Below are 25,368 nucleotides of genomic sequence, written 5' to 3'. Positions count from 1 at the left end.
CACCTCAAACCTTATACCTTATAAAATGCAACTATTCGACGTTTACCCACTTAACGATATAGAAATAACCAAAGCAGCAGGCAGTAATGTTTGGGATGCTAACGGACAACAATATTTAGATTTATATGGCGGACATGCCGTAATTTCAATCGGTCACACCAACCCTCACTATGTTAGCCGTTTGACTGATCAGTTAAATAAAGTTGGTTTTTATTCAAATTCAGTAAAAATTCCTTTGCAGGTCCAACTTGCAGAAAAGCTTGGTGAAGTGTCTGGCAAAAAGGATTTCCAATTATTTTTGTGTAATTCAGGTGCCGAAGCTAACGAGAATGCTTTAAAATTGGCTTCATTTTACAATGGCAGAAAAAAAGTAATTGCTTTTACCGGTGCTTTCCACGGACGTACATCGTTGGCTGTTGCCGTAACTGATAATCCTAAAATTGTAGCGCCAGTTAACCAGACAGAAAATGTTATCTTCTTGCCATTTAACAATGAGGTGGCTTTAGAAGATACTTTTAAAGCACAAGGCGATGAAATTTCGGCAGTAATTATCGAAGGTATCCAGGGCGTTGGGGGCATAAAGGAAGCATCAAAAAGTTTCTTACAAAAAATCCGTTCACTTTGTGATCAATATAATGCTGTATACATTGCCGATTCAGTTCAATGCGGTTATGGCAGAACAGGCCTTTTTTACTCGCATGATTACTCCGGTGTTGAAGCCGATGTATATACCATGGCAAAGGGGATGGGTAACGGCTTTCCGGTAGCGGGAATCTCTATCGCCCCAAAATTTAAACCTTGGCACGGCGAGTTGGGTACAACCTTTGGAGGTAACCATTTAGCATGTGCGGCCGCTTTGGCAGTGCTCGAAGTAATGGAACAAGATAACTTAATGAAAAACGCTGAAGAAATTGGCGATTATTTGGTTACCGAATTGAAAAAATTTGAGCAGGTTGTAGAGGTTCGTGGCCGTGGCTTAATGATCGGTATCGAATTACCTGCAGAACTCGCACATGTAAAAAAAGAATTATTGTTTACCCATCATATTTTTACAGGTGAGGCAAAACCTAACGTAATCCGTTTACTGCCAGCTTTAAATTTAACAAAAGCACATGCTGATGAATTTTTAGCTGCTTTTAGAAAATTAGTAAAATAGATATTGTGTATTTGGTCGATCGTCATGCTGATCCGATAGTTATCGGATTTATTTCAGCATCTACAGTAGAAAAAGACCCTGAAATAAATTCAGAGTGACGGATCAGGGATAAATTAATTTATATTAAAAATGAAACTTTTCACTTCCGTACATGATGTTCCAAGCATCAAACAATTTGTAAACGATGCCCTTGCATTAAAAGCAAATCCTTACGCGCACCAAGGTTTAGGTAAAAATAAAACCTTGGGCTTAGTATTCATGAATCCAAGTTTACGTACCCGTTTAAGTACACAAAAAGCTGCCCTAAACCTGGGTATGAATGTTATGGTGATGAACATGGATAAAGAAGGTTGGGCTTTGGAAACCCAGGATGGTGTGGTAATGAACGGCTCAACAGTTGAACATATCCGCGAAGCAGCTGCCGTTATGGGTCAGTATTGTGATATTTTAGGCCTTCGTTCTTTCCCGAAATTAAATAACCGTGAGGAAGATTACAGCGAAGATTTCTTTAATAAATTTGTGAAATATTGTGCTGTACCAGTAGTAAGTTTAGAGAGTGCTACACGTCACCCTTTACAAAGCTTTGCTGATATTATCACCATCCACGAAACCTGGACAAAGCAACCTGATGGCCGCAAACCTAAGGTAGTTTTAGCTTGGGCACCTCATGTTAAAGCATTACCTCAGGCGGTGCCAAACTCTTTTGCAGAGTGGATGTGTAAAGCCCAGGCCGAGGGGATGATAGATTTTACAATCGCCCAGCCCGAGGGTTATGAACTTTCAGAAGACTTTACACCAAATGCCGATATTCAATACAATTTAGAAGAAGCTTTGGCTGGCGCAGATTATGTTTATGTAAAAAACTGGAGCAGTTACAAAGAATACGGAAAGGTATTAACTTATCCGGATGGCTGGATGATGAATAACGAGAAGTTGAAGTTTACCAACAATGCTAAAGTGATGCATTGCCTGCCAGTGCGCCGTGATCTGGAATTGTCATCAGAGATATTGGACGGACCAAATTCTTTGGTGATCCACGAAGCCGGGAACCGTTTATGGGCTGCACAGGCGGTGATTAAAGCGATATTGGAGGAATTGAAATAATAACTATTGCCATGTGCCTAGGCTTGTGTTCTCAAGAGCCGAAATTGTTAATATGGTAAAACAAAAGTATTAATGTGTTTGGTGGAGACACGAACCACGATAAGAATAAATTATGAAACAACTCACAATCATAAAAATCGGTGGAAATGTTATCGATAATTCCGAAAACCTGCATCAGTTTTTATTGGATTTTACAGCATTGCCAGGAGATAAAATTCTGGTGCACGGCGGGGGTAAAATTGCAACTGAATTAGGAGAATCGTTAGGCATTGAAGCTAAAATGGTTGAGGGTAGAAGAATTACTGATATCGAAACCCTGCGGATTGTAACCATGGTATATGCCGGATTGATTAATAAAAATATGGTTGCGCAGTTGCAAGCCAAAGGAAGCAATGCCATTGGCTTAACAGGTGCTGATGGAAATATCATCAAAGCAAAAAAACGTCCGGTTAAAGAAATTGATTACGGCTTAGTGGGTGATCTGGATGAAAATTCTGTTTCTGCAACAACTTTAGATTCTTTACTAACTGCCGGTTTGGTGCCTGTATTATGCGCCATAACACACGATGGGGATACTCAGCTTTTAAACACCAATGCCGATACCATTGCATCTTCCGTTGCAGTGGCAATGTCATCATTATACGAAACACGTTTGGTATATTGCTTTGAGAAAAAGGGTGTACTCAAAGATGTAAATGATGACGGTTCTGTTGTAAAAGAAATCAAGGCTGATGAATTTGAAGGTTTAAAAGCCGATGGAACCGTACAAGGTGGTATGATCCCAAAATTACACAATGCCTTTGAAGCAATTAAAAAAGGGGTTTCGGCAGTATATATAGGAAAAGCCGATGAGCTTGCTGAACTTGCAGCAGAAACTTTTGGAACTAAGATGCTGAAATAAGGTTGAAGGCAAAAAGGTTGAAGGAAAAGGTATTAGCGATGTGCCTAGAAATATTTTTTAAGCATTTTGACCACTAAAGCACGAAGCATGCAAAGAATTTTTAGTCTGATGTTCTTAATCGTGTAAAAATAATGGGCTAGCTAGGAAAAGAAACCGATTACTGCTGCTTTTGCAAAATAAACCTGATAGTATTGAAAAGCCCCGATTTTTCATCGGGCTTGTAACGGATAGCAGGACTAAATATCAATAGCATTACTGCAATTACTTTTCCAAAGAAAATTAATCAGTAATCAACTGAAACAATATAAAAACGAACCACATGAAAAAAATAGCCATAATTGGTAGTGGAAACATCGGTTTATCTTTAGCAAAAGGCTTAGTAAAGGCCAACTTTGCTCAAGCTGCCGATATTACGCTTACCCGTAGAAATACCGATCATTTAAAATCTTTCGCAGAAGCTGGTTTTAACGTTAGCAATAACAATAAACAGGCTGTGGTTGATGCTGATGTTGTAATTTTGGCTGTTCTGCCCCAACAATTAAATACCGTTTTAGATGAAATTAACACTTCGATAGATGCCGCAAAACATTTGGTTATTTCGGTTATCTCAGGGGTGAGTTGTGCAGCGGTTAGAGAAAAATTAGGTGAGGAGGTAGAGGTAATCCGTGTAATGCCAAATACGGCAATTGCCATCGGGCAATCCATGACATGTATGGCAAGCGATAATGCTTCATCGGAAAATATTGAAGATGTGACCAGAATGTTCGAAACTGTAGGCTCGGTTGTGAAAATAAATGAGGATTTAATGACTTCTGCTACAGCGCTTTGTGCCTGTGGGATTGCGTTTTTTTTAAGGGCCATCAGGGCTGCATCGCAAGGTGGGGTAGAAATTGGTTTCCATGCCGATGAAGCTTTAAAAATGGCAGTTCAAACGGCAAAAGGAGCAGCAGATTTGCTTTTATTGCACGGAACACACCCAGAATCAGAGATAGATAAAGTAACTTCGCCGAAAGGTTGTACCATTGCCGGATTAAACGAAATGGAACACAATGGTTTTAGTTCTTCATTAATTAAAGGTATTAAGCTTTCGGCTTTAAAAGCAGGGAATTTATACACAAAAGAAGGTTAGGTAATGTAGGGTTTGGTTTTTATTACCAATCTTAAAATTGAAACTGAAAGATAATAAAGGTAAAAGGTTTAAAGACCCAGTCTTGATACCGGATGCCAACTACTTGATAATATGTCATTAGAAAATATACAAAAAGAAAGTCTGGATTTATTGCGACAGTTAATCCGCATCCAATCTTTCAGTAAAGAAGAAGACCGGACAGCGAATTTAATCGCTCAATTTTTGGAAGAGCGAGGGGTTAAAACTCAGCGTAAAATGAATAACATTTGGGCTTACAACAAGCATTTTGATGCAAAAAAGCCCACATTACTTTTAAATTCACATCACGATACGGTTAAGCCAAATTCAGGTTATACCCGCGATCCTTATGATGCTGCAATTGAAGGCGATAAGTTATTTGGTTTGGGCAGTAACGATGCTGGAGGTTGTTTAGTTTCTTTAATAGGTGCCTTTTTATATTATTACGAGCAAGAAAATTTAAAATACAACATCTGTCTGGCCGCAACTGCTGAGGAAGAAATTTCTGGTAATAATGGTTTAGAATTGGTTTTGCCAGATTTAGGCGAATTGGAATTTGGTATAGTTGGCGAACCAACAGAAATGAATTTAGCAATTGCCGAACGGGGTTTATTGGTGCTGGATTGTGTAGCGCACGGAAAAGCAGGTCATGCTGCCCGCGAAGAAGGAGAGAATGCCATTTACAAAGCCCTAAAAGATATCGAATGGTTTAGAAATTATCAGTTTCCCAAGGTATCAGAAGTTTTTGGTTCTTTAAAAATGACGGTTACCATTATTAATGCAGGTTCTCAACATAACGTTGTTCCTGCTAATTGTACTTTCACCGTAGATGTTCGGGTTACTGATGCTTATACCAATGAAGAGGTTTTAGAAATTATCCGTTCGAACGTGGATTGTGACGTAACTCCGCGTTCTATCCGTTTAAAGCCATCTTCAATTGATAAAAACCATCCCGTTGTGCAGGCTGGTGTTTCGCTTGGAAGAACTACTTATGGTTCACCAACCACGTCAGATCAGGCCTTGCTGGATATTCCATCCGTAAAATGCGGCCCAGGTTTTTCAGGTCGTTCACACATGGCCGATGAGTTTTTGTATGTTAACGAGGTGGCAGAGGGTGTTGAGGGATATGTAAATATGCTAAAACCGGTTGTACAATAAAACGGTCATTGGGAGGTATGTATAGCAAACACTTTATTCGATAAAAAAGAATTAATAGATGGTTTTACAGCACAGGATGAGTTTTCTTGCCTGGAACTGTAATAAATCCTGAACAATGTTCAAAATATTTGCAAAATCCGTAAAACTTTATAATTCCATAGTTAAATAAAATTATAATGAATCTGCTTAGCGGAGTTCATTATCTTTTAAAATGAGATAGAATGAAAATCTGGCAAAAAAATATAGATGTTAATCAATTTGTAGAAAGTTTTACCGTTGGGAAAGACCGTGAACTGGATTTGCAAATGGCAAAGTTTGATGTATTGGGCTCTTTGGCGCATACTCAAATGTTGGAAACCATTAATTTGCTAACCGCCGAAGAATTGCAAACAGTTCAGCAAGAGCTGAAAAATATTTATGCACAAATTGAAGCCGGAAACTTCACCATCGAAGACAGTGTAGAAGATGTACACTCTCAGGTAGAATGGCTGCTAACCCAACGCATTGGAGAAGCCGGTAAGAAAATTCATAGTGGCAGATCACGTAATGATCAGGTTTTGGTAGATTTAAAGTTGTTTTTCAGGGCTTGTATAGAAGATATGGTTGGGCAAACATCAACCTTATTTAATCAGTTAATTGAGTTAAGCAATACGCACAAAGATAAATTGATGCCGGGTTATACGCATTTGCAGATTGCCATGCCATCTTCATTTGGTTTGTGGTTTGGTGCATATGCAGAGAGCCTTGCTGATGATATGGAACTGATGTTGGCTGCGTGGAAAATATGCAATAAAAACCCTCTCGGTTCTGCCGCCGGTTACGGTTCTTCATTCCCTTTAAACAGAACTTTAACAACAAATTTGCTGGGCTTTGAAAGCTTAAACTATAATGTGGTTTATGCTCAGATGGGTCGTGGTAAAACAGAAAGAATTCTAGGTCAGGCCATGTCTGCTGTTGCGGCAACATTGGCTAAAATGGCTATGGATGTGTGTTTATTTATCAATCAAAATTTTGGGTTCATCAGTTTTCCGGCAGAGCTTACCACAGGTTCAAGCATTATGCCACACAAAAAAAATCCTGATGTTTTTGAGTTGATCCGCTCGCGCTGCAATAAAATCCAGGCTTTGCCGAATGAAATAGCCATGATGATTACCAACTTGCCTTCTGGTTATCACCGCGATTTACAATTGTTAAAAGAAAACCTATTTCCAGCCATTACCTCGTTAAACGAATGTTTGGAGATCGCCACTTTTATGTTTCAGAACATCACTATAAAAGATGATATTTTAAAAGATAAAAAATACGACTACCTATTTAGTGTTGAAGTGGTGAATGATCTTGCTTTGCAAGGCGTTCCATTTAGAGAAGCTTACAAAATTGTTGGCGAGCAGATAGAAAATGGTAGTTTTGCACCATCCGGCCAAATACATCACACACATGAAGGCAGCATCGGCAACCTGTGCAACGAGCAAATCGTTACAGCCATGCAGAATGTATTGGCTCAATTTGGTTTCGGGAAAGTGAATAAAGCAATAGAAGATTTGGTTAAATAATTTGCTAAATTTGTAGCTATGACGACTTTAACAATAGAAATTAAGGATAAAGATGCAGGTTTTGTGAAAGAATTCCTTAGCAAAATTGGTGCAAAAGTTAAATCAGAACCAACTAACCAGATAACTTCTGAAATTGCCCAGGCTTTAAAAGAAATTAAAGAGATACAGCAAGGTAAACGGAAGTCTTTAAGTTTAAAAGACATTTAATGGCTAATGAGGTTATTTATTCAGCTGTATTTATCAAGAAAGCTAAAATCTATAAAAAGAAATACCTTTCCCTGGTAGAAGATCTTTATCGGCTTGAAGAACAACTTCTTGAAAATCCACACCAAGGCAATGATCTGGGCGCAGGTTTATATAAAATTAGGCTTGCTATAAAAAGCAAAGGAAAAGGTAAAAGCGGCGGATTTAGAATAATAACTTATTTAGTTTCTAACAGTGCTGATGGTACAATTATTAATATGTTAACACTCTACGATAAATCGGAAGAAAGTAGTATTGATAAAAAGGAACTTCAAATAATAATAAAAGCATTATAAAGCTGCTAACATCAGCATTCAACATACAAAATCACTTCTTCATGATGTTCCATAATGGAATTACTATCAAATCATGATGGCGGATCAACATAACGAAAATATAAACAGATGAAAGTTTCAGTATTAGCCAGTTCATTAATTGGTTCAGAAATTATAAAAATTGGTAACGAGGTTAACGAAATGAAACGCAAGGGTGCTTCAATCGCTAACTTAACCATAGGTGATTTTGATTCAAATATTTACCCGATACCAACTGAGTTAAAGGCTGGAATTGTGGAGGCTTATAACGCCAATCAAACCAATTATCCACCTGCTGATGGTGTCTTACCCCTAAGAGAAACAGTTTCAGAATTGTTAAAGGATAGGTTTGGATTGGAATACAATACCAATAGTATTTTAGTATCTGGAGGTTCCCGTCCGTTAATTTATGCCACGTACCTGGCTTTGATCGATCCTGGAGATACCGTGGTTTTCCCTGCACCATCATGGAATAACAACCATTACTCGCACTTAACTTCGGCAAAAACCATTGCAGTAGAAACCGATGCAGCGCATAATTTTATGCCAACAGCTGCTCAGTTAAAACCTCATTTAAAAGGTGCAACTTTATTGGCGTTATGTTCGCCTTTAAATCCTACCGGAACGATGTTCGATGCCGATTCTTTGGCTGAAATATGTGATGCAGTTTTGGAAGAAAATGCTTCACGTGGAGCTGATGAGAAGCCATTATATATGATGTATGATCAGATTTATTCACTTTTAACTTTTGGAAAAGAGCATGTAAATCCAGTTTCTTTACGTCCGGAAATGAGGCCATTCACAGTATTTGTAGATGGTAGTTCTAAATGTTTGGCTGCAACAGGTGTGCGTGTGGGTTGGGGTTTTGGTCCGGAAGATATTATCAATAGGATGAAAGCCCTTGTTGGTCATATGGGTGCCTGGGCGCCAAAAGCGGAACAGGTGGCTATGTCTAACTATTTTAATGATAAAGTACAGGTTGATGCATTTTTAGACAGCTTTAAGGATAAAATTCAAGACAGTTTAAACGCACTTTATAACGGCTTTAACGATTTAAAAGCTGATGGTTTTAATGTTGACGCAGTTGAGCCAATGGGTGCTATTTATTTAACAATAAAAATCGATTACATCGGAAAGACCACAGAAGATGGACAGATTTTAAAAGATAGTGCTGATGTAAATTTCTATCTTATTAATGAAGCAGGAGCAGCATTGGTTCCATTTTCTGCTTTCGGAAATGAAGATAGTATGCCTTGGTTCAGAGCATCAGTTGGGGCCTGTACCTTGCAGGATATAAAAGAAATGTTACCGAGGATTAAAGCAGCTTTAAGCAAGCTAAAATAAGCTTATGATATTGATAAAACCTCTTCAATTAGTATTGAAGAGGTTTTATCAAATGTTAGAACAATGCTAATTTGCAAAGGTTATTATTTAATAATAGTAAATTTGTATATTAGATTTAAATCAAACCAATATGGAAACTTATCTTGTTCATCCTGATAAAATACAAGAAAAGGCCTTGAAGGCATTTCTTAAAGCATTGGAAGTGCCGTATGAAATAAGGAAAGAAAATTCTTTACCAGCCCATGTTTTATCTGGCATAAAAAAAGGACAAGAGGACATCAAAGCCGGTAAAAGTTTTTCTTTAGAGGAATTCAAAAAGAAAATTTCGAATCTCTAATGAGCCTGCCTGTAGTTATATCTGAAACAGCATATTTAACTTTTGAATCTATTTGTGCTCAGATAAACGACAGATTAGGAGCGAAAGCCGTAAGTGATTTCAAAAAGAACACAATTAAAACCCTATCATTAATCGGCGATTCACCATTCCTTTATAAGGAAACTGATTTTGACCCTAATATCCGACAGGGATTGATCAAAAAGATTTCTTCTTTCTTTTATGAAGTTAAGCCCGATCGGATAGAAATACTTTTCTTTTGGGATAACAGACAAGAACCTATGTTTTTTTAACTTTTTATTTCAAAAAGAATAAAACCCCCTAAGTCTACTATAAAACTTTTGGGGGCATTATTTTAGTGCTAATACAAAGATAATTTGATGATATTAACATCATCTCAATTTACTCGCTGGCTTTGCTTCTTTTGAATATTAAAAAGCTAAAGCTGCTTCGTCTAAACCTTTATACAGTTAGGTTGTAGCCTCGAATAAAGCTCTTTAATCCGAAGCTAGTCAATAAAATCTGCTGGTTTGTAATAATTATCTTTGGTAATAGGAAATTCATTGGCATTGGCTATTTTCTCGTAGTTTCTTGAGCAGGCAACCGTAAATCCATGGCCATTTCTAGGATAGGTCATCGATGAAGAATGTGCATAACCTACTACATGTCCAAGCTCGTGTACTGCAACGGCAGAAATATCTTCTTTAAGGTAAGTTCTCAAAACCCATTCGGCCATTCCAAACGTACTTCCACCCCCTAAACCATTAATGCCAACCACTACTCCTGCATTAATTCTGTTGATATTCAGTATATCCTGATAAGTGGATTGTTTTTCGTACAAGGTTAAAAACTCAGCATCATCATTAATGCTTATCGGCTCGGCCAGAAATTCCTTCTTTGTGCCTTCATCTTGCATAAGGTATGCGTAATTGATTAAAAGGCCTGTGAAAAGTCTAACATCTGCGGGGGTAAGATCTTCTTTCCAGCTATCATTTGGATTATTATCCGTGTCGAAGTCTGCAAATCTTACATCCCATTTTAGAACGGATAGCTTTTTCAGTTTTTTTATAAGCGTATTTTCCCCTGAAAAATCAAATTGAACATCTGCTACAGGTATTCCTGTTGTTTTATATTCTGAAAGATCAACTACGTTGCCGTTTATGTCGATAAAATTGCTTTCTCCATCCACAAAAGGGTAATTGATGATTTGGGTACCATGCGCCCTTATTTTTTTAATTTTTAGTAACTGAATAGGTTTTTCCCGTCCTTTTATGGTAATTAATACAATAGCATCTTCAAGATCTACAGGTGCAAAATTTGATATTTCGATTGATTTTTCTGTAGCGGCTTTAATGCTCAATACGCTTGAAATTTTTAAACGGCGCGCCTCTGATGTATATACAGCCAAGCTTTCGCCATCCTGGAACATTAAAGACGAATTTTGGCCGGTGTCAAAACTATAAACTTTTGGTTGAACCAGAACTGTAGGAGGAGTTGTTTTTTTACAACTGAAAAGCAGGGCTAACACTGCTATAAATAGAATTTTTTTCATGATGGTAGATAATTTACAGCAAACTAAATTTGATTAGGTAAGTAAACTGCTTTTAGGTTTTAATTTAAAGAATCTGTTATTTGGTAATACGATTAACTGCCCGAACAATAAGGTATAGAACATACTTTAAAACTGTATTGGCTTTTAAACGCTTTCTGCCAGGCTAAAGGCTTCATTATTTTATTGAAAGGCGTAATTGCAATTGATCCCATTGCAACGATGGAAATCTTTTTGATGTTTCTTTTCATAGGTTTTAGGTTAGGTAGACGATTGCCTGCTGAGCGGGCTGGGTTAACAAATGTAAACGAACACTTGCTATCAATATGCCCCAAAGGAATTATTTTACACGAAAAACTAGTCCTGATAGGATGTATCTTTACTAACTATGTATTGTAAGTTAAATTTTACACAAAAAAGGATCTTAATTAATTTGCTTCAGTTGTGTTGTTTCACTTTGGATCAGTTATAGTCTATGAAAAAAGTATTATCTGCAAGCAAATAAAACCAATATTTGGGTTAGTGCTAAATCGTTGTCTAAATAGTAGGTGCACTAATATCTTGCTCTGATATGCAATAGACTCATATTTGGTGGAAGCATGAATTGATAATTATTCTGTCTAGATCACTATTATAAATGTATTTTTTATTCTAATATTTTGAATGATTTAGTATATATACCTACAATGGCATTTTACTTAATATAGCCTAAACAATTATATATAAAATAGGCCATGCTTATTAATGTGATTTTGACCCCTTATTTGAATGATTTACACCCTATCCAAATTATGTTTGTCGGTAGCTTTAACTCAATGACGTTTAACGCCCTGGTTTCTTAAGCTTAAACCTATGAAAAGAATTATTTTATTAAATGTTTATACATAAAAAAACCTCACAGATTTTAAAGTCTATAAGGTTAATCTTATTTAAAAGTTTTATTCAGAATTCGGCTTAGCTTTTAAATTCGCTTGTTTTATGGAATTCAATATCAGGATAATCTTGTTTTGTTAAGTTAATCATGTACTCACTATCGGCAAGATAAACCGGGTTGGCTTCTTTATCAAAGCCAATATGTTGTTGTTTTCGCTTAACAAATTCATCCAGTTTTTTCCGATCAGTAGAAGTTACCCAGCTAGAGCGGGTATAACTCAAAGTACGGAAGCGACATTTAGCACCATACTCATGCTCCAACCTGAAGTTGATTACCTCAAACTGAAGTTCACCAACTGCGCCAATCACTTTCCTGTTTCCTGGCTGCATTACAAATAACTGCGCTACACCTTCATCGGTTAACTGCTCAATTCCTTTTTCCAATTGTTTGGTACGCATTGGATCCATATTTTCTACTTCTTTAAAAATCGAAGGAGAGAAACTCGGAATGCCTTTAAATTGCAGTTTTTCGCCTTCGGTAAGCGTATCGCCAATTTTAAAGTTGCCACTGTCATATAAACCTACTACATCACCTGGCCATGCCTCTTCAACAATACTTTTCTCATTCGCCATAAAATCCATTGGGTTAGAGAATTTTAATTTCTTATCCTGACGGGTATGATAATAAAATTTGTTACGCTCAAATTTGCCAGAGCAAATCCTTAAAAAGGCAATCCTATCACGGTGTTTTGGATCTAAATTGGCATGAATTTTAAAAACAAAACCACTAAAATTCTTTTCTTCTACCAATACATCACGTTCTTCCGCTTCACGATGCCGAGGACTCGGAGCGATATCAATAAACGTATCTAAAAGCTCTTTTATTCCAAAATTATTTATCGCACTCCCAAAAAACACAGGAGCAACCAAACCATCAGTATATAAATCCTTATCAATTTTGCCGTAAATTCCATCAACCAGCTCAACGTCATCTTTTAATGCATTGATCTCGTTTTCTTTAAGATAATTTAGTAGCGATGGATCGTTTAAATCGCTGGCCGCAACCACAGAATCGGTTACTTTGGTTTTATCTGAATTAAATAAATTTAAATGTTTGTTATAAATGCTGTAAACACCCTTAAATGTATGCCCCTGGCCAATTGGCCAAGAAAGTGGGCAAAGGCTGATGTTCAGTTTTTCTTCAATTTCATCGAGTAAATCGTAAGCTTCTTTACCTTCACGGTCCATTTTGTTAATAAAGATAATTACAGGCGTATTCCGCATGCGGCAAACCGACATTAGTTTTTCCGTTTGTTCCTCCACACCTTTTACACAATCTACAACCAAAATAACACTATCTACGGCCGATAAAGTTCTGTAAGTATCTTCGGCAAAATCTTTGTGACCAGGTGTATCTAAAATATTAATGCGTTTACCACTGTACTCGAAACCCATAACCGAAGTTGCCACCGAGATACCACGTTGTTTCTCAATCTCCATAAAATCGGAGGTGTTACTTTGGTTCGCTTTGTTCCTTTTTACCGCTCCTGCAGTATTAATGGCACCACCAAAAAGCAGAAATTTTTCTGTCAGTGTGGTTTTGCCCGCATCGGGGTGACTAATAATGGCAAAGGTTTTACGTTTTTCTATTTCGGGGTTAAGCATAATAAAATTTTGGGTATAAAAAGAGATGAAACCTTGTTAAAGGAATTTAACAGCTATAAGATTTGAATATTGTTGTTTCATCTGGCCGCAAAGATAAGAAAAAGCTTTATCATTAATTGTTAGGTTGTTGTATTGTTTTAGTTTGTGTGTAATAGATTCAATATTAGCAATAATCTGAAATTAATACCCTAGTACTTTCGAAATTATAGTTATGCCATATACTATAGCTCCGATTTAATTCCGGTGTGAAAATTGCGGAGGAAGCTGCCCTTTGCTTATGCTTCGAAAGATCTTTATTGCAAGAAGGGGATTTGTAGAAAGAAGAATGTGTGATTGCTAAAAATTATCTATTGAAAAATAAATTTTCTCATCAATCATTGTTTAGTTTTGTGCTAAAATGTTTAGCTTTATTCATCCCTCCGTTTATTGTAAACTATAATTTTACTGCCGATGCCCACTTTAGAAGAAACTTCTATGCCCGCAGAAATTGCGGCTAAATTTGTTAATTATACCTCAAAACATGTTTTCTTAACAGGGAAAGCAGGAACAGGTAAAACAACATTTTTAAGGAAACTGATTAAACTAACACATAAAAAAGCACTGATTGTAGCCCCGACAGGCATTGCTGCCATAAATGCATCCGGGGTTACTATCCATTCGCTGTTTCAGATGCCTTTTGGAGCTTTTTTTCCGGATGTTGCAGGAGGGTTGATCAATGAAAATATTAACTTCAATTTCAATACCCCTAAAACGTTAGTAAAACACCTGAATATGCAGGGCAATAAACGGCGTATGTTGCAGGAACTGGAGTTGCTCGTAATCGATGAAGTGAGTATGTTACGGGCTGATATGCTTGATGCGATTGATTTTGCGCTACGTTATGTGCGGAGAAATAGAAATCTTCCGTTCGGAGGGGTACAACTATTATTTATTGGCGATCTGCATCAGCTGCCTCCGGTAGTGAAAAATGATGAGTGGCGCATTATGGCCAAATTTTATAAAAGCATTTATTTTTTTGATGCCTTGGCACTACAGGATAATCCCCCAATATATATTGAACTTGATAAAATTTACCGCCAGGATGATGCTGTTTTTATTGATCTGCTGAACAATTTACGCAACAATAAAATCACGACCGAGGATACTGCCTTGCTTAAACAGCATTATAAACAGGATTTTAAGCCCTCTGCTGATGAAAATTATATTACCTTAACCACGCATAACAATAAAGCCGATAGTATTAACCGCGAAAGATTAACCCAGCTGAAAACCAAATCTTATTTTTTTGAAGCAAAGGTTCAGGGAGAGTTTAATGAGTACGCTTACCCTAATGATAAAAGTTTGGAACTAAAGGTTGGGGCACAGGTCATGTTTATCAAAAATGATATGACTGCTGAAAAGCGATATTACAACGGTAAAATTGGTGTGGTGCATCATATTGAAAAAGATCTGATTGAGATTGAACTGCCCGAAGATAAAGTAGTGATTCAGATTTCACCTTATACTTGGGAAAACGTTAAGTATAAACTGGATGAAGCAACAAACGAGATTAAAGAAAATGTTGCGGGTTCGTTTATTCAATATCCTATAAAACTTGCCTGGGCCATTACGGTACATAAAAGTCAGGGTTTAACCTTCGATAAAGCGATTATTGATGTTGGCGATGCTTTTGCTCCCGGCCAGGCCTATGTGGCATTGTCGCGTTTACGCTCGCTAAAAGGATTGGTGCTAACTTCTCATCTTCGTGATAGTGGTTTGCAACAGGACCAGAATGTGCATTATTTTTCTAAAACGAAACAACCATCTGAGATTTTGAACGAGCAGATCAGTCTGGAGAGTTATAGCTTTATTCGAAGTTACCTGATTGCTGCATTCGACCTAAACCTGATCCGTTACTATTTGAAAGAACACCGCCAGACTTTCGACAAAAGTGAAAAATCAACCAAACAGCGGTATGAAGACTGGACGGATACAATTTATACAGATTTCCAAAAAATCACTGCTACAGCCGATACTTTTGTTAATCAATTGAAAAATTTATTCGCACAGCAAACCGAGCATACTTTATTCAATGTATCGAAAAGGGTAGAGGCTGCATTAAAATATTTCAATCCTCTGGTTAAGGAAATATCCGACCGTTTTCTTGCCCAAATTGAAGCCATAAAAGAAGAAAAACAAATTAAAACGTATGTAACTGAGCTGCTCGAACTTGAAATTTTAGTGTATGAGCAATTAAAAAAGATGCATAAAAGTAAAGCTTTGCTTCAGGCACTTATTGCTGGGAAAGAATTTAGCAAAGCCGATACCGATGCGCTATTAAATACTGTTGAAAGAAATAATCAACTTCAAAAAGCAATTCAATTAAAGGGCGAAACGCTTAAGGTAAAATCGGCTGCCGACAAAAAGAAAAAAGAACCAAAAGTTGATACAAAGCTGGTAAGTTTTGAGCTTTACGAACAGGGTAAAACCATTGAGGAAATTGCAAAAGAGCGTGGTTTTTCTTCTGGAACCATCGAAGGGCATCTCGCTTATTATGTTTCTACCCAGCAACTTGATGTAACCAAATTGGTAAAAGCCAATAAAATCAAAAATATAAGTGATGCGATAGAAAGTCAGAAAACAAAATCGATGGCTACAATAAGAGAGTTTTTAGGTAAAGATTATTCATTTGGAGAGATTAAGTTGGTGCTGGCATCGTTGTTTCCATCGGAAGAATAGAACAAAGTTTAACCGCAGAGAAAACCGAGGTAAGGCACAGAGAACACAAAGCGCTATGAAAGAAGATTTATTAACAAGAACCATTATTGGGTTGGCTATAGATGTTCATACAGCTCTCGGGCTTGGTTTGTTAGAGAATGCCTATAAAGAATGTTTGTTTTACAAGATCAATAAGGCAGGTTTTCAAGTTGAAAAGAAAAAATGATGCCTCTGCGATTTGAAGATCTAAGGTTGGATTGTGGTTATCGAATTGATATCTTGGTTGAGAATAGTCTGGTTTTGGAATTAAAAAGTATAGATTCCCTAAATGATATTCATCTTGCACAAACGTTAACCTATATGAAATTGGGTGGATATAGATTTGGCCTATTAATGAATTTTAATGTTTTAAGATTGAAAGATGGAATTAGGCGCGTTGTAAATGGATATTGAAATACTCTGTTTTCTCTGTGCATACTCAGTTTACTCAGTGGTTAAAAAGGGTTATGGTAATACTCTGTTTTGTCGGTGTAAACTTTGTATTCTTTGTGGTTAAACCTTAAAATTATTTATCTTAGCGTCTGTGGAAAAGGTTAAAGTTTTAGCGCAGTACATGCCCGAACAAGCGGCACCGCTAATTGCAAAATGGATAGATTATTTTCAGTGCGAATTTAAGATTGCCAAAACCCGTTCTACAAAATTGGGCGATTACCGTCATCCTTATCAAGGTAAAGGTCATCGCATTTCCGTAAACTTCAATCTCAATCATTTCGCTTTTCTGGTTACCACCGTGCATGAATTTGCCCATTTACTTACCTGGAATGATTTTAAGAATAAAGTGAAGCCACACGGTTCGGAATGGAAGAAAAACTTTCAGCGGATGATGGTGCCTTTTTTTGAGTTGAATATTTTTCCTGATGATATTCATAAAGCGATTGATAATTACATGTCTAACCCGGCGGCATCCAGCTGTTCTGATTTACATTTATCGCGTGCTTTAAAAAAATACGATAGCAATAAAACCGAAACTTTACATTTAGAGCAATTGCCGATTAATACCACCTTTAAAATTAAGGATGGCAGGCGTTTTACCAAGGGCGAAAGAATCAGGAAACGCTATCGATGTGTTTGCTTAGATGATAAAAGGTTATATTTGTTTAATCCTTTGGCCGAGGTTTTTGTGATAGAATAATTTTTTATCAGGATCGTCATACTGAACTTGTTTCAGTATCTTTCTTTAATGAAGACCCTGAAATAAATTCAGGGTGACGAAAGCCTTATTATAAAAACTTAAACTCATTTCCATCAAACAAACCTTTATCGCTCAATTTTAAATGCGGTATTACCAATAAAGCCATGAAAGAAAGTGTCATAAATGGAGCTATAAGTGTAGCACCTAAATCTTTCGCAAATTGATCAATTGAGGTATAACTTTCTGCTACTTTATAACCATTTTGATTACTCATTAACCCTGCTACAGGTAAAGCTAAAACTTCTTCTTTTCCATTACCCATTGCAACCACGCCACCGGTTTCTTTAATTACGAGATTTACCGCTTCGCATATACTTTTATCATCCACGCCAACTGCGATAATATTATGACTGTCGTGCGCAACGCTTGATGCAATAGCACCTTCTTTCAGTCCAAAATTCTTTACAAAAGATATTGCAACAGGCGCATCATGGTAACGGTTTACCACAACCATTTTTAAAATATCGTTTTCAGTATCACTTACGATATTACTATTTAAAACTTTTGGTATAGCTAATAATCTGTTGGTGATCAATTGTCCATCCAAAGCTTCAATTACAGGAATTTCTTCTTGTCCGTTAAAGGGATAAATAAAATCCTCTTCCTTTTTTAGGCTGCAATTGAAATGATTTACCGATTCGCGATCTTCCAAATGTATTACCCAATTGCCCACTGTTTTACCGTTTTCGGCAAGTAGTAATCCATCAATATAGGTTTGTTTAACCTTGAAGTTTTTTAAATCTTCGAGTATAATAAAATCTGCATCATCATTGATCCGGAGTGAGCCTACATCTAATTTATAGTGAAGAATGGGATTGATGCAGGCAGCTTGAAGTATATTAAATAGATCAATTCCTTTTTCTATCGATCTTGCACAAAGCTCGTTAATATGGTTTTCTACTAAACTATCGGGGTGTTTATCATCGCTGCAAAACATCATCATTTCAGGCCAATCGTTCAGCAGATCAATTAATGCGTCGAAATTTTTAGCAGCACTTCCTTCGCGGATAAGGATTTTCATGCCACGCTGTAACTTATCCAATGCTTCATCAGCAGTAAAACATTCATGATCGGTAGAAATTCCGGCATTAATGTATTGTTGAACAGCCTCTCCCCGCAAACCCGGTGCATGGCCATCTACTGGTTTGCCTAAATGGTGCGCAGCTGCAATCTTTTTTAAAACTTCTTCATCTTTATTTAGCACCCCAGGGAAATTCATCATTTCACTCAGGTATTTTATTTCCGGGCGTTCTAAAAGCGACTTTACATCATCATGATTTAATTCAGCACCGGCAGTTTCAAAAATAGTAGCCGGAACACAGCTTGGCGCACCAAAATTGAATTTAAAAGGGACAGTATTGCCATTTTCTATCATAAATTCTACACCTTCCATTCCACATACGTTAGCAATTTCATGTGGATCGCTAATGGTAGCAACAGTACCATGAACTACTGCCAAACGTGCAAACTCACTTGGAATCAACATGCTGCTTTCAATGTGTACATGACTATCAATAAACCCGGGCGAAATATAATGCGCCCCCTCTTTCTGTTCAGAAATTTTATTGATTGATTTTATTTTTCCATCCTCAACTTCAACTTCGCCAAAGAAAATATTTCGCTCCCTGATGTTAATTATATTTCCTTCAACTTTAAAAGTGCTCATGCTGTTTATATAAATTCGCCAGGGAAACGAGGATTGCAACGGAATTAAATGAATGTGTTATCCGTGATTTTCTGCGTCTCTGCGGCAAAACCATTTAATATTTTAATAATTTATCAATTGTTTCTGCTAATCTTGCTTTAGCTAAAAAATCGTCTTCTAATATTTTACTCATTGGAATTGCAGTATCTAAACTCGCACAACGCATTACCGGCGCATCGAGGTCAGAGAAACAGTGTTCTCCAATCCATGCAGATAATTCGGCACCAAAACCATTTGTTAAGGTATCTTCGTGCAAAATTAACACCCTACCGGCTGCCTTAACGACTGTTTTAACAGCTTCTTTATCCCAAGGCTGTAGTGTACGCAAATCAATTAGTGTAGCCCCGCATTCGGGATATTCTTTCAGGTAATCCAAAGCCCAATGTACGCCCAATCCATAAGTAATGATCGAAAATTTACTTCCTTTTGCAAGTATAACTGCTTTGCCAATTTCAGTTGTGTAATACCCTTGGGGTACTGAACCGATTAAACTTCTGTAGAGATATTTGTGCTCAAAATATAACACTGGATTAGGGTCTTCAATTGCAGCCAATAATAGGCCTTTTGCATCTTCAGGAAAAGCTGGATAAACTATTTTTAAACCTGGTGTTTTAGTAAACCATGCTTCATTACTTTGTGAGTGGAACGGGCCTGCACCGGTTCCTGCACCTGTAGGCATGCGAACCACCACATCAGCCTTTTCGCCCCAGCGATAATGCGTTTTGGCCAGGTTATTCACAATCTGATTAAACCCTACCGTTACAAAATCGGCAAACTGCATTTCTACCACAGCTTTAAAGCCATTTATAGATAAGCCTAACCCTGCTCCCACAATGGCCGATTCGCAAATTGGAGTATTGCGAACTCTGCCCTTGCCATATTTGGTGGTAAAACCATCTGTGATTTTAAAAGCACCACCATAATCAGCAATATCCTGCCCCATTAAAACCAGGTTAGGGTATTTTTGCATGGCCAGATCCAATCCATCGGTTATGGCATCTAAATATCTTTTTTCTGTAGAGGCTTCAACAGGCAGCGTTACTTGTTGCTCATGAGGAAAATACATATCGTTTTCTTCCAAAGCAGCATCCGTAATAGGTTCTTCTTCATTAAAAGCTTCTTCAACTTCCAATTCTATAGCTCTTTTTACCTGGATTTTGATGTCAATAATGCTATCGGGTGATAAAATACCCTGTTCAACTAAGTAGGCTTCGTAATTGTTTAACGGATCTTTCTTTTCCCACGCATCAAACATTTCTTGCGGAACATATTTAGTGCCTGATGCTTCTTCATGGCCCCGCATTCTGAAAGTCATGCATTCTACCAAAACAGGTCTGGGATCTTTTCTGATTTCATTGGCCAGCTGATTGATGGTATCGTAAACTTCCAGTACATTATTTCCATCTATCTGAACACCTTCTATCCCATAACCAATGGCCTTATCAACCAGGTTTTTACACCTAAATTGTTCTGATTTTGGAGTGGAAAGACCATATCCATTATTTTCGATGAGAAAAATAACAGGAAGCCCCCAAACTGCGGCAACGTTTACTGCCTCATGAAAATCACCTTCGCTGGTGGCACCCTCTCCTGTATAAACCAAGGTTGCATGTTGCCTATTGGCTAGCAAATCTGCCAATGCAATACCATCTGCCAAGGCCATTTGTGGGCCAAGATGTGATATCATCCCAATGATTTTATAATCTTGTGTACCGAAATGAAAGGATCGATCACGACCTTTAGTAAACCCGGTAATTTTGCCCTGCCATTGGGCCATTAATTTCTTTAAAGGAATATTGCGCGAAGTGAAGACACCCAAATTACGGTGCATCGGTAAAATGTATTCGTTGCCATGCATCGCTAAAGTACTGCCTACTGCAATGGCTTCCTGACCAATTCCTGAAAACCATTTTCCAATTCTCCCCTGGCGTAGAAGTTTGAGCATTTTCTCTTCAACCATTCGGGGATAAAGCAATCTTTTATATAAATTCAGCAGGAATTTGTTGTCTTTATCGCCTCGATTGAAATGCATATGGGTTATTTAACTGATTACCTCTTATTAAGACTCCTTACTTTTTTTCAGCTCTTCCCATTGTTTGGCAAAAGATTTATCGGCAACTTTTGGCATTTCGCGATATTTGCCCCAACTCCTTTTGAAAAATCTTTTGAGCATGAAGTTTTTAAAATTTCCACCAAAAAAATCCATCCATTTGCGTTTTAGCATCATTTTGCTAAACATACTCCAGCCAATTTCCTCTTTCTTTCCATTTTCATGTCCTGCTGCGGCATCTCTTCGATTAAGTAAAAGCATTTTGTGGATGTCTATTTTAACGGGGCATACTTCTGAGCATTTTCCGCAAAGACTTGATGCATAGCTTAAATGTTTAAATTCCTCCATGCCCTTTAAATGAGGAGTAATTACAGAGCCAATCGGACCACTATAGGTTGTATTATAGGTATGTCCACCAATATTTTTATAAACAGGACATGCATTTAAACATGCACCACAACGGATGCAGTACAAACCCTGTCTCTGGTCTTTTTGTGCCAATAAATTGGTGCGGCCATTATCCAGAAGGATTACATACATTTCCTCAGGGCCATCTGTTTCATTTGGTTGGCGGGGGCCACTTAAAATAGTATTGTAAACCGTTAAATTTTGTCCGGTTCCATGCGAGGCAAGTAGCGGCCAAAACAGATCCAAATCTGCCATAGAAGGAATTACCTTTTCGATGCCTACAATAGCAATGTGGATTTTAGGAAATGTAGTGCTTAAACGGGCATTACCTTCATTTTCTGTTAGGGCAATACTTCCTGTATCGGCGATTAAAAAATTTCCACCACTGATGCCAATATCGGCTTTCAGGTATTTATCGCGAAGTAATTCTCTTGCTTTTTGTACCAGTTGAGGAGGAGTGGCATCGATAGGTGTGCCAAATTTATCGTGAAATAGCTGTGCAATATCTGTTGCACTGAGGTGCATCGCCGGTGTTACAATATGGTACGGAGCCTGACCAAGCAATTGAACAATGTATTCGCCCAAATCGCTTTCTAACGATTCTATATTATTTTTTTCCAGGAAATCGTTTATGTGGATTTCCTCTGTGGTCATCGATTTTGATTTGATAACCGTTTTCCCATTGTTTCTTTTAATGATATTGAGGATTTCCTGTTGGGCCTCTTCCGCATCGTTAGCCCAAATTACTTTGCCGCCTCGCCGTTGGAAATTTGATTCGAACTCAGGTAAAAATTTATCAAGGTTTTCCATTACACGCCACTTGATTACGTGTGCTTTCTTTTTGGACGCCTCTAAATTTTCAAATTTTGACAAGCCGCGCTCAACAGCTGCATTGTATTTTCCAATATTATAATTTATGGTTTTACGATGCGGTAAATCGAAAGCTTTCTCGTCAGACTTTTCTAAAAATTCTTCAGCAATATTCATCAATAGTTATTTTGTAATAGGTTAACGAATATTAACTGATTTTAGTTTTTCGTTACAACATCAAAGATAGGAAACCATGTTGAGTTTATTTTTAGAAATTAATACAAAGAAGTAGTTGTGATTTTGGGAGAATATTACCAGGTAACTTTAGTCATGTATTTTTTCACTATTTCATCATTTGAAATGAGATTTAAATCTAATTCCATACTTGTTGCTATAATGATTCTGTCAAAAGGATCTCGATGTAAAAACGGTAGCACTTTAAGTATTTTCAGCGTTCCGTAATCTATTGGAAGTATGATAATGTTGCTGCTGTTGCAGGAATCTATCAGTTCGTCTAATGAATATTCTAATTGTAACTTGCCTAGTGATTGCTTTATGGTAATCTCCCATAAACTCACAATGCTTAGATAGATTTGAGTAGTAGAATCTTCTAAAATTTTTCTTGCTGTTTCAGATAGTGCAATATTATCATCTTGCATCCAAAGTAGAACATGGGTATCAAGCAAATATTTTTTCACTACATGTAATCTCTAAAATCATCCAGTGGAGCGTTAAAATCTTCGCTCATTTTCATTTTTCCTTTAAGTAGGCCAAGTTTTCTTTGTTGCTTTTCTTCATTTTTTTTATTTACTTTTTTTTGCAAAATAAAATCGATAAAGTCTTCCACCTCTTGCTGATAGGCAATAGGCATCATGTTAATTTTTTCTAAAATATGCAACTGATTCATATACTTACTTTTATCAAAAATACCATTTTAATCTTGAAATAAAAAGATACGCCTTTAGGCATAAAAAAGCCCCGACATTTTATCGAGGCTTAATTTTTTATTTTTTTGGATTCCCTTTTCCGTCCATATCTACTGTCGGTCTTTTAGCTCTGTTAGCCAATTCCCATGCGGTAAAGTAGGTTAGCTTTGCTCTTTTTGCCAAAAGCGGGAAATTTATTTTGCTTACTTCATCACCCGGTTTATGGTAGTCTTGCTGTAACATCCCATCATAGTAGAAAATAATCGGAATACCCAATTTAGCAAAGTTATAATGATCAGAACGGTAGTAAATTTGTTCAGGATCTTTTGGATCATCGTATTTATAATCCAGTTTCATTTTGGTATAAGTTGCATTAACCTGCTCGCTTAATTTACCTAAATCGCTGCTTAACATGTTCGATCCTACAGAGTAAATGTAGTTTGCAGAATCTGGTTTACCTAAATATTCCTCACCTGTACGGCCAATCATATCTGTATTTAAATCAGCAATTGTGTTTTCGACAGGAAAAACCGGATGCTCCGAGTACCATTCAGAACCCCATAATCCTTTTTCCTCACCAACAACGGTCATAAATAAAATACTGCGTTTAGAACCTTTACCAGCCTTTTTAGCATCTGTAAATGCTTTTGCCATTAATAAAACGCCAGTAGTTCCAGATCCATCATCATCAGCTCCATTATTCACTTTATCTTTTGCATTTGGATCAGTTTCAAGTCCAATATGGTCATAATGACCTGTAAGAATTAATACTTCTTTTTTAAGTACCGGATCTGTTCCTTCTAAATAACCAAGTACGTTTTCACATCTTACCGGAGTTTCGGTTTTTGCTGCGCTCGCTGAAAATGGTACATTTAATACTTGCGAAGCTGGGGCCTGGCTATCTACAATTTTCTTTTGTAAATCTGCAACAGTAGTATTAGATGCCTTAAACAATTCATTGGCCAACGCAACTGAAATAGATACACGAGGGATATCATTCTGTTTTTGAGCCTCCATAGCAGCATTGGTTTTAACCATTACTCTGCCATTTTTAAGCGTTTGTTTTGTGTTTTCAGTTATTCTGTCAACAGCTGGATCGATCAGAATAATCGCTTTCACGTTGTTTTCTGCAAAATATTTTGCTCTGGCCTCAAGGGTAGCGCGATAAGCAGCTCTGTCAATTCTTGTACCCGGTTTCAAAGTTGGGTCGCCGCCATTGAACATGATTACTACTTTGCCTTTAATATCGGTACCATTGAAATCGTTATAAGTATCTTTTTTTATACCGTAACCGATAAATACAAGTTCATTGGCTGAAAATGTAAAACCTTTATCGCTGATTAAACTTGGCGAAACAAGGTAATCTTTTTGGTATTCTTTTGGCTGTCCGTTTACGGTAACATGACTTTCTTTAAGCGTTACGTTAACCAGGTCGATTTTCTGAAAATAACTGCCATTTACAGGGGCTTTTAAACCTAAAGATTTAAAATAATCGCGGATATAATCAGCAGCCATCCAAGCTCCTTTTGTGCCCGTTTCGCGACCTTCATATTCATCAGATGCTAAAACAGAAAGGTGTTTAAATGCATTTTCGGGATTGATTGCCTTACTAAATTTTATTGCATCCTGATTAGGCGCAAGTGGCTTAATTTGACTAAAGCAACTCGCGGAAACCAGCGAGGCCAAGCCAAGAGTTAAAAACTTTTTGTTCATTATGATAATAGTTAGTTGAGTTCTTGTTAACACGAAATTTTTTCAACCCTGTTTTGGTGGCGACCGCCTTCAAATTCAGTGGTTAAAAAAGTTGTCGCTATTTCTTTTGCCAGTTCTTCCGAAACAAATCTTGCCGGAATACATAAAACATTTGCGTTATTGTGTTTACGTACTAAAGAAGCAACTTCATTTTCCCAGCATAAACCAGCCCTAATGTGCTGATGTTTGTTTGCAGTTATAGCCACACCATTTGCCGATCCGCAAAGTAAAATTCCGTAGGTAAAATCTCCATTTTCAACAGCAGCAGCAACTGGATGAGCGAAATCTGGATAATCCACAGAATTTTCAGAATAAGTACCAAAATCTTTTATTTCGTAATGCTGTAAAAAATCTTTTAGTAACTCTTTGTACTCAAAGCCCGCGTGATCCGCTCCAATAGCAATTTTAATTTTTGTATCAGACATGG

23 protein-coding genes and 1 pseudogene are annotated in these 25,368 nt (G+C 37.2%); 14 read left to right on the top strand and 10 right to left on the bottom strand.

Annotated features, from left to right (window positions below; genetic code table 11):
- Positions 1-25 precede the first annotated feature (25 nt).
- The 11 genes from ACZZZW_RS25205 to ACZZZW_RS25155 all read left to right on the top strand — a co-directional run bounded on the left by ACZZZW_RS25205 (position 26) and on the right by ACZZZW_RS25155 (position 9,547).
- Positions 26-1,156, top strand: a complete 1,131-nt coding sequence (locus ACZZZW_RS25205; protein ID WP_463497551.1) for an aspartate aminotransferase family protein — start codon at positions 26-28, stop codon at positions 1,154-1,156.
- A 129-nt stretch (positions 1,157-1,285) separates the two neighbouring features.
- A complete protein-coding gene (locus ACZZZW_RS25200; RefSeq protein WP_055913105.1) occupies positions 1,286-2,260 on the top strand; it encodes a Rossmann-fold NAD(P)-binding domain-containing protein in 975 nt (324 codons plus the stop codon).
- Positions 2,261-2,372: 112 nt separating this feature from the next.
- Complete coding sequence (gene argB, locus ACZZZW_RS25195; RefSeq protein WP_055913102.1) at positions 2,373-3,161, top strand: acetylglutamate kinase; 789 nt, start codon at positions 2,373-2,375, stop codon at positions 3,159-3,161.
- Between the two features lie 319 nt (positions 3,162-3,480).
- A complete protein-coding gene (gene proC, locus ACZZZW_RS25190) occupies positions 3,481-4,290 on the top strand; it encodes a pyrroline-5-carboxylate reductase (protein ID WP_055913100.1) in 810 nt (269 codons plus the stop codon).
- Positions 4,291-4,401: 111 nt separating this feature from the next.
- Positions 4,402-5,466: a M20 family metallo-hydrolase gene (locus tag ACZZZW_RS25185; RefSeq protein WP_463497547.1), complete on the top strand. Its 1,065-nt coding sequence runs from the start codon at positions 4,402-4,404 to the stop codon at positions 5,464-5,466.
- Positions 5,467-5,687: 221 nt separating this feature from the next.
- Positions 5,688-7,019 carry an argininosuccinate lyase gene (argH, locus tag ACZZZW_RS25180; RefSeq protein ID WP_463497544.1) on the top strand — a complete coding sequence of 444 codons (1,332 nt, stop codon included), beginning with the start codon at positions 5,688-5,690 and terminating at the stop codon, positions 7,017-7,019.
- 18 nt (positions 7,020-7,037) lie between these two features.
- Positions 7,038-7,226 carry a hypothetical protein gene (locus ACZZZW_RS25175; RefSeq protein WP_055913091.1) on the top strand — a complete coding sequence of 63 codons (189 nt, stop codon included), beginning with the start codon at positions 7,038-7,040 and terminating at the stop codon, positions 7,224-7,226.
- Complete coding sequence (locus tag ACZZZW_RS25170; RefSeq protein WP_463497541.1) at positions 7,226-7,558, top strand: type II toxin-antitoxin system RelE/ParE family toxin; 333 nt, start codon at positions 7,226-7,228, stop codon at positions 7,556-7,558. The genes ACZZZW_RS25175 and ACZZZW_RS25170 overlap by 1 nt, the downstream gene beginning before the upstream one ends.
- A 108-nt stretch (positions 7,559-7,666) precedes the next feature.
- A complete protein-coding gene (locus tag ACZZZW_RS25165) occupies positions 7,667-8,920 on the top strand; it encodes a pyridoxal phosphate-dependent aminotransferase (protein WP_463497539.1) in 1,254 nt (417 codons plus the stop codon).
- A gap of 130 nt (positions 8,921-9,050) precedes the next feature.
- Entirely contained in the window at positions 9,051-9,257 is a 207-nt protein-coding gene (locus ACZZZW_RS25160) for a DUF2683 family protein (protein ID WP_055913082.1), read from the top strand.
- Entirely contained in the window at positions 9,257-9,547 is a 291-nt protein-coding gene (locus ACZZZW_RS25155) for a type II toxin-antitoxin system RelE/ParE family toxin (RefSeq protein WP_463497535.1), read from the top strand. Before ACZZZW_RS25160 ends, ACZZZW_RS25155 begins: the two co-directional genes overlap by 1 nt.
- Positions 9,548-9,762: 215 nt before the next feature.
- Here the strand turns inward: ACZZZW_RS25155 and ACZZZW_RS25150 are convergent, their stop codons facing one another.
- The 3 genes from ACZZZW_RS25150 to ACZZZW_RS25140 all read right to left on the bottom strand — a co-directional run bounded on the left by ACZZZW_RS25150 (position 9,763) and on the right by ACZZZW_RS25140 (position 13,341).
- Positions 9,763-10,806: a M10 family metallopeptidase domain-containing protein gene (locus ACZZZW_RS25150; RefSeq protein ID WP_463497532.1), complete on the bottom strand. Its 1,044-nt coding sequence runs from the start codon at positions 10,804-10,806 to the stop codon at positions 9,763-9,765.
- A 92-nt stretch (positions 10,807-10,898) separates the two neighbouring features.
- Positions 10,899-11,054 (bottom strand): hypothetical protein, encoded by a 156-nt coding sequence (locus ACZZZW_RS25145; protein WP_157255491.1) that lies wholly within the window; start codon positions 11,052-11,054, stop codon positions 10,899-10,901.
- 703 nt (positions 11,055-11,757) lie between these two features.
- Positions 11,758-13,341 carry a peptide chain release factor 3 gene (locus tag ACZZZW_RS25140; RefSeq protein WP_055913073.1) on the bottom strand — a complete coding sequence of 528 codons (1,584 nt, stop codon included), beginning with the start codon at positions 13,339-13,341 and terminating at the stop codon, positions 11,758-11,760.
- A gap of 450 nt (positions 13,342-13,791) precedes the next feature.
- Between ACZZZW_RS25140 and ACZZZW_RS25135 the strand changes: the two genes are divergently transcribed.
- The 3 genes and pseudogenes from ACZZZW_RS25135 to ACZZZW_RS25125 all read left to right on the top strand — a co-directional run bounded on the left by ACZZZW_RS25135 (position 13,792) and on the right by ACZZZW_RS25125 (position 17,230).
- Positions 13,792-16,059 (top strand): helix-turn-helix domain-containing protein, encoded by a 2,268-nt coding sequence (locus ACZZZW_RS25135; protein ID WP_463497528.1) that lies wholly within the window; start codon positions 13,792-13,794, stop codon positions 16,057-16,059.
- Between the two features lie 55 nt (positions 16,060-16,114).
- Positions 16,115-16,491: pseudogene (locus ACZZZW_RS25130) on the top strand (GxxExxY protein).
- A 130-nt stretch (positions 16,492-16,621) separates the two neighbouring features.
- Positions 16,622-17,230, top strand: coding sequence for a SprT-like domain-containing protein (locus ACZZZW_RS25125; protein ID WP_463497525.1), 609 nt, complete (start codon positions 16,622-16,624; stop codon positions 17,228-17,230).
- An 88-nt stretch (positions 17,231-17,318) separates the two neighbouring features.
- Here ACZZZW_RS25125 and ade read toward each other — a convergent pair whose 3' ends face one another.
- The 7 genes from ade to rpiB all read right to left on the bottom strand — a co-directional run bounded on the left by ade (position 17,319) and on the right by rpiB (position 25,366).
- Positions 17,319-18,956, bottom strand: a complete 1,638-nt coding sequence (gene ade / locus ACZZZW_RS25120; RefSeq protein WP_463497522.1) for an adenine deaminase — start codon at positions 18,954-18,956, stop codon at positions 17,319-17,321.
- A gap of 94 nt (positions 18,957-19,050) precedes the next feature.
- Positions 19,051-21,027: an alpha-ketoacid dehydrogenase subunit alpha/beta gene (locus tag ACZZZW_RS25115; RefSeq protein ID WP_463497519.1), complete on the bottom strand. Its 1,977-nt coding sequence runs from the start codon at positions 21,025-21,027 to the stop codon at positions 19,051-19,053.
- Between the two features lie 27 nt (positions 21,028-21,054).
- Entirely contained in the window at positions 21,055-22,440 is a 1,386-nt protein-coding gene (locus ACZZZW_RS25110; protein ID WP_463497516.1) for a LutB/LldF family L-lactate oxidation iron-sulfur protein, read from the bottom strand.
- 134 nt (positions 22,441-22,574) lie between these two features.
- The gene (locus tag ACZZZW_RS25105; protein ID WP_463497513.1) at positions 22,575-22,961 is read right to left on the bottom strand and encodes a type II toxin-antitoxin system VapC family toxin; all 387 of its coding nucleotides are present in this window, start codon (positions 22,959-22,961) and stop codon (positions 22,575-22,577) included.
- A complete protein-coding gene (gene vapB, locus ACZZZW_RS25100; RefSeq protein WP_055913060.1) occupies positions 22,961-23,170 on the bottom strand; it encodes a type II toxin-antitoxin system VapB family antitoxin in 210 nt (69 codons plus the stop codon). Before vapB ends, ACZZZW_RS25105 begins: the two co-directional genes overlap by 1 nt.
- Before the next feature lie 97 nt (positions 23,171-23,267).
- Positions 23,268-24,902, bottom strand: a complete 1,635-nt coding sequence (locus tag ACZZZW_RS25095; RefSeq protein WP_463497510.1) for a M28 family peptidase — start codon at positions 24,900-24,902, stop codon at positions 23,268-23,270.
- A gap of 26 nt (positions 24,903-24,928) precedes the next feature.
- Positions 24,929-25,366, bottom strand: a complete 438-nt coding sequence (gene rpiB, locus ACZZZW_RS25090; protein WP_055913055.1) for a ribose 5-phosphate isomerase B — start codon at positions 25,364-25,366, stop codon at positions 24,929-24,931.
- Positions 25,367-25,368 lie beyond the last annotated feature (2 nt).

The organism is Pedobacter sp. AC379, assembly GCF_979258145.1.
The sequence above is the reverse complement of the archived record's forward strand: the minus strand, read 5'-3'. Positions and strand labels throughout refer to the sequence as shown.

Bases quoted from the DNA above. Each gene is read 5' to 3' on its own strand.
- ACZZZW_RS25205 (WP_463497551.1), top strand. From the start codon at position 26: ATGCAACTATTCGACGTTTACCCACTTAACGATATAGAAATAACCAAA.
- ACZZZW_RS25200 (WP_055913105.1), top strand. From the start codon at position 1,286: ATGAAACTTTTCACTTCCGTACATGATGTTCCAAGCATCAAACAATTT.
- argB (WP_055913102.1), top strand. From the start codon at position 2,373: ATGAAACAACTCACAATCATAAAAATCGGTGGAAATGTTATCGATAAT.
- proC (WP_055913100.1), top strand. From the start codon at position 3,481: ATGAAAAAAATAGCCATAATTGGTAGTGGAAACATCGGTTTATCTTTA.
- ACZZZW_RS25185 (WP_463497547.1), top strand. From the start codon at position 4,402: ATGTCATTAGAAAATATACAAAAAGAAAGTCTGGATTTATTGCGACAG.
- argH (WP_463497544.1), top strand. From the start codon at position 5,688: ATGAAAATCTGGCAAAAAAATATAGATGTTAATCAATTTGTAGAAAGT.
- ACZZZW_RS25175 (WP_055913091.1), top strand. From the start codon at position 7,038: ATGACGACTTTAACAATAGAAATTAAGGATAAAGATGCAGGTTTTGTG.
- ACZZZW_RS25170 (WP_463497541.1), top strand. From the start codon at position 7,226: ATGGCTAATGAGGTTATTTATTCAGCTGTATTTATCAAGAAAGCTAAA.
- ACZZZW_RS25165 (WP_463497539.1), top strand. From the start codon at position 7,667: ATGAAAGTTTCAGTATTAGCCAGTTCATTAATTGGTTCAGAAATTATA.
- ACZZZW_RS25160 (WP_055913082.1), top strand. From the start codon at position 9,051: ATGGAAACTTATCTTGTTCATCCTGATAAAATACAAGAAAAGGCCTTG.
- ACZZZW_RS25155 (WP_463497535.1), top strand. From the start codon at position 9,257: ATGAGCCTGCCTGTAGTTATATCTGAAACAGCATATTTAACTTTTGAA.
- ACZZZW_RS25150 (WP_463497532.1), bottom strand. From the start codon at position 10,806: ATGAAAAAAATTCTATTTATAGCAGTGTTAGCCCTGCTTTTCAGTTGT.
- ACZZZW_RS25145 (WP_157255491.1), bottom strand. From the start codon at position 11,054: ATGAAAAGAAACATCAAAAAGATTTCCATCGTTGCAATGGGATCAATT.
- ACZZZW_RS25140 (WP_055913073.1), bottom strand. From the start codon at position 13,341: ATGCTTAACCCCGAAATAGAAAAACGTAAAACCTTTGCCATTATTAGT.
- ACZZZW_RS25135 (WP_463497528.1), top strand. From the start codon at position 13,792: ATGCCCACTTTAGAAGAAACTTCTATGCCCGCAGAAATTGCGGCTAAA.
- ade (WP_463497522.1), bottom strand. From the start codon at position 18,956: ATGAGCACTTTTAAAGTTGAAGGAAATATAATTAACATCAGGGAGCGA.
- ACZZZW_RS25115 (WP_463497519.1), bottom strand. From the start codon at position 21,027: ATGCATTTCAATCGAGGCGATAAAGACAACAAATTCCTGCTGAATTTA.
- ACZZZW_RS25110 (WP_463497516.1), bottom strand. From the start codon at position 22,440: ATGAATATTGCTGAAGAATTTTTAGAAAAGTCTGACGAGAAAGCTTTC.
- vapB (WP_055913060.1), bottom strand. From the start codon at position 23,170: ATGAATCAGTTGCATATTTTAGAAAAAATTAACATGATGCCTATTGCC.
- ACZZZW_RS25095 (WP_463497510.1), bottom strand. From the start codon at position 24,902: ATGAACAAAAAGTTTTTAACTCTTGGCTTGGCCTCGCTGGTTTCCGCG.
- rpiB (WP_055913055.1), bottom strand. From the start codon at position 25,366: ATGTCTGATACAAAAATTAAAATTGCTATTGGAGCGGATCACGCGGGC.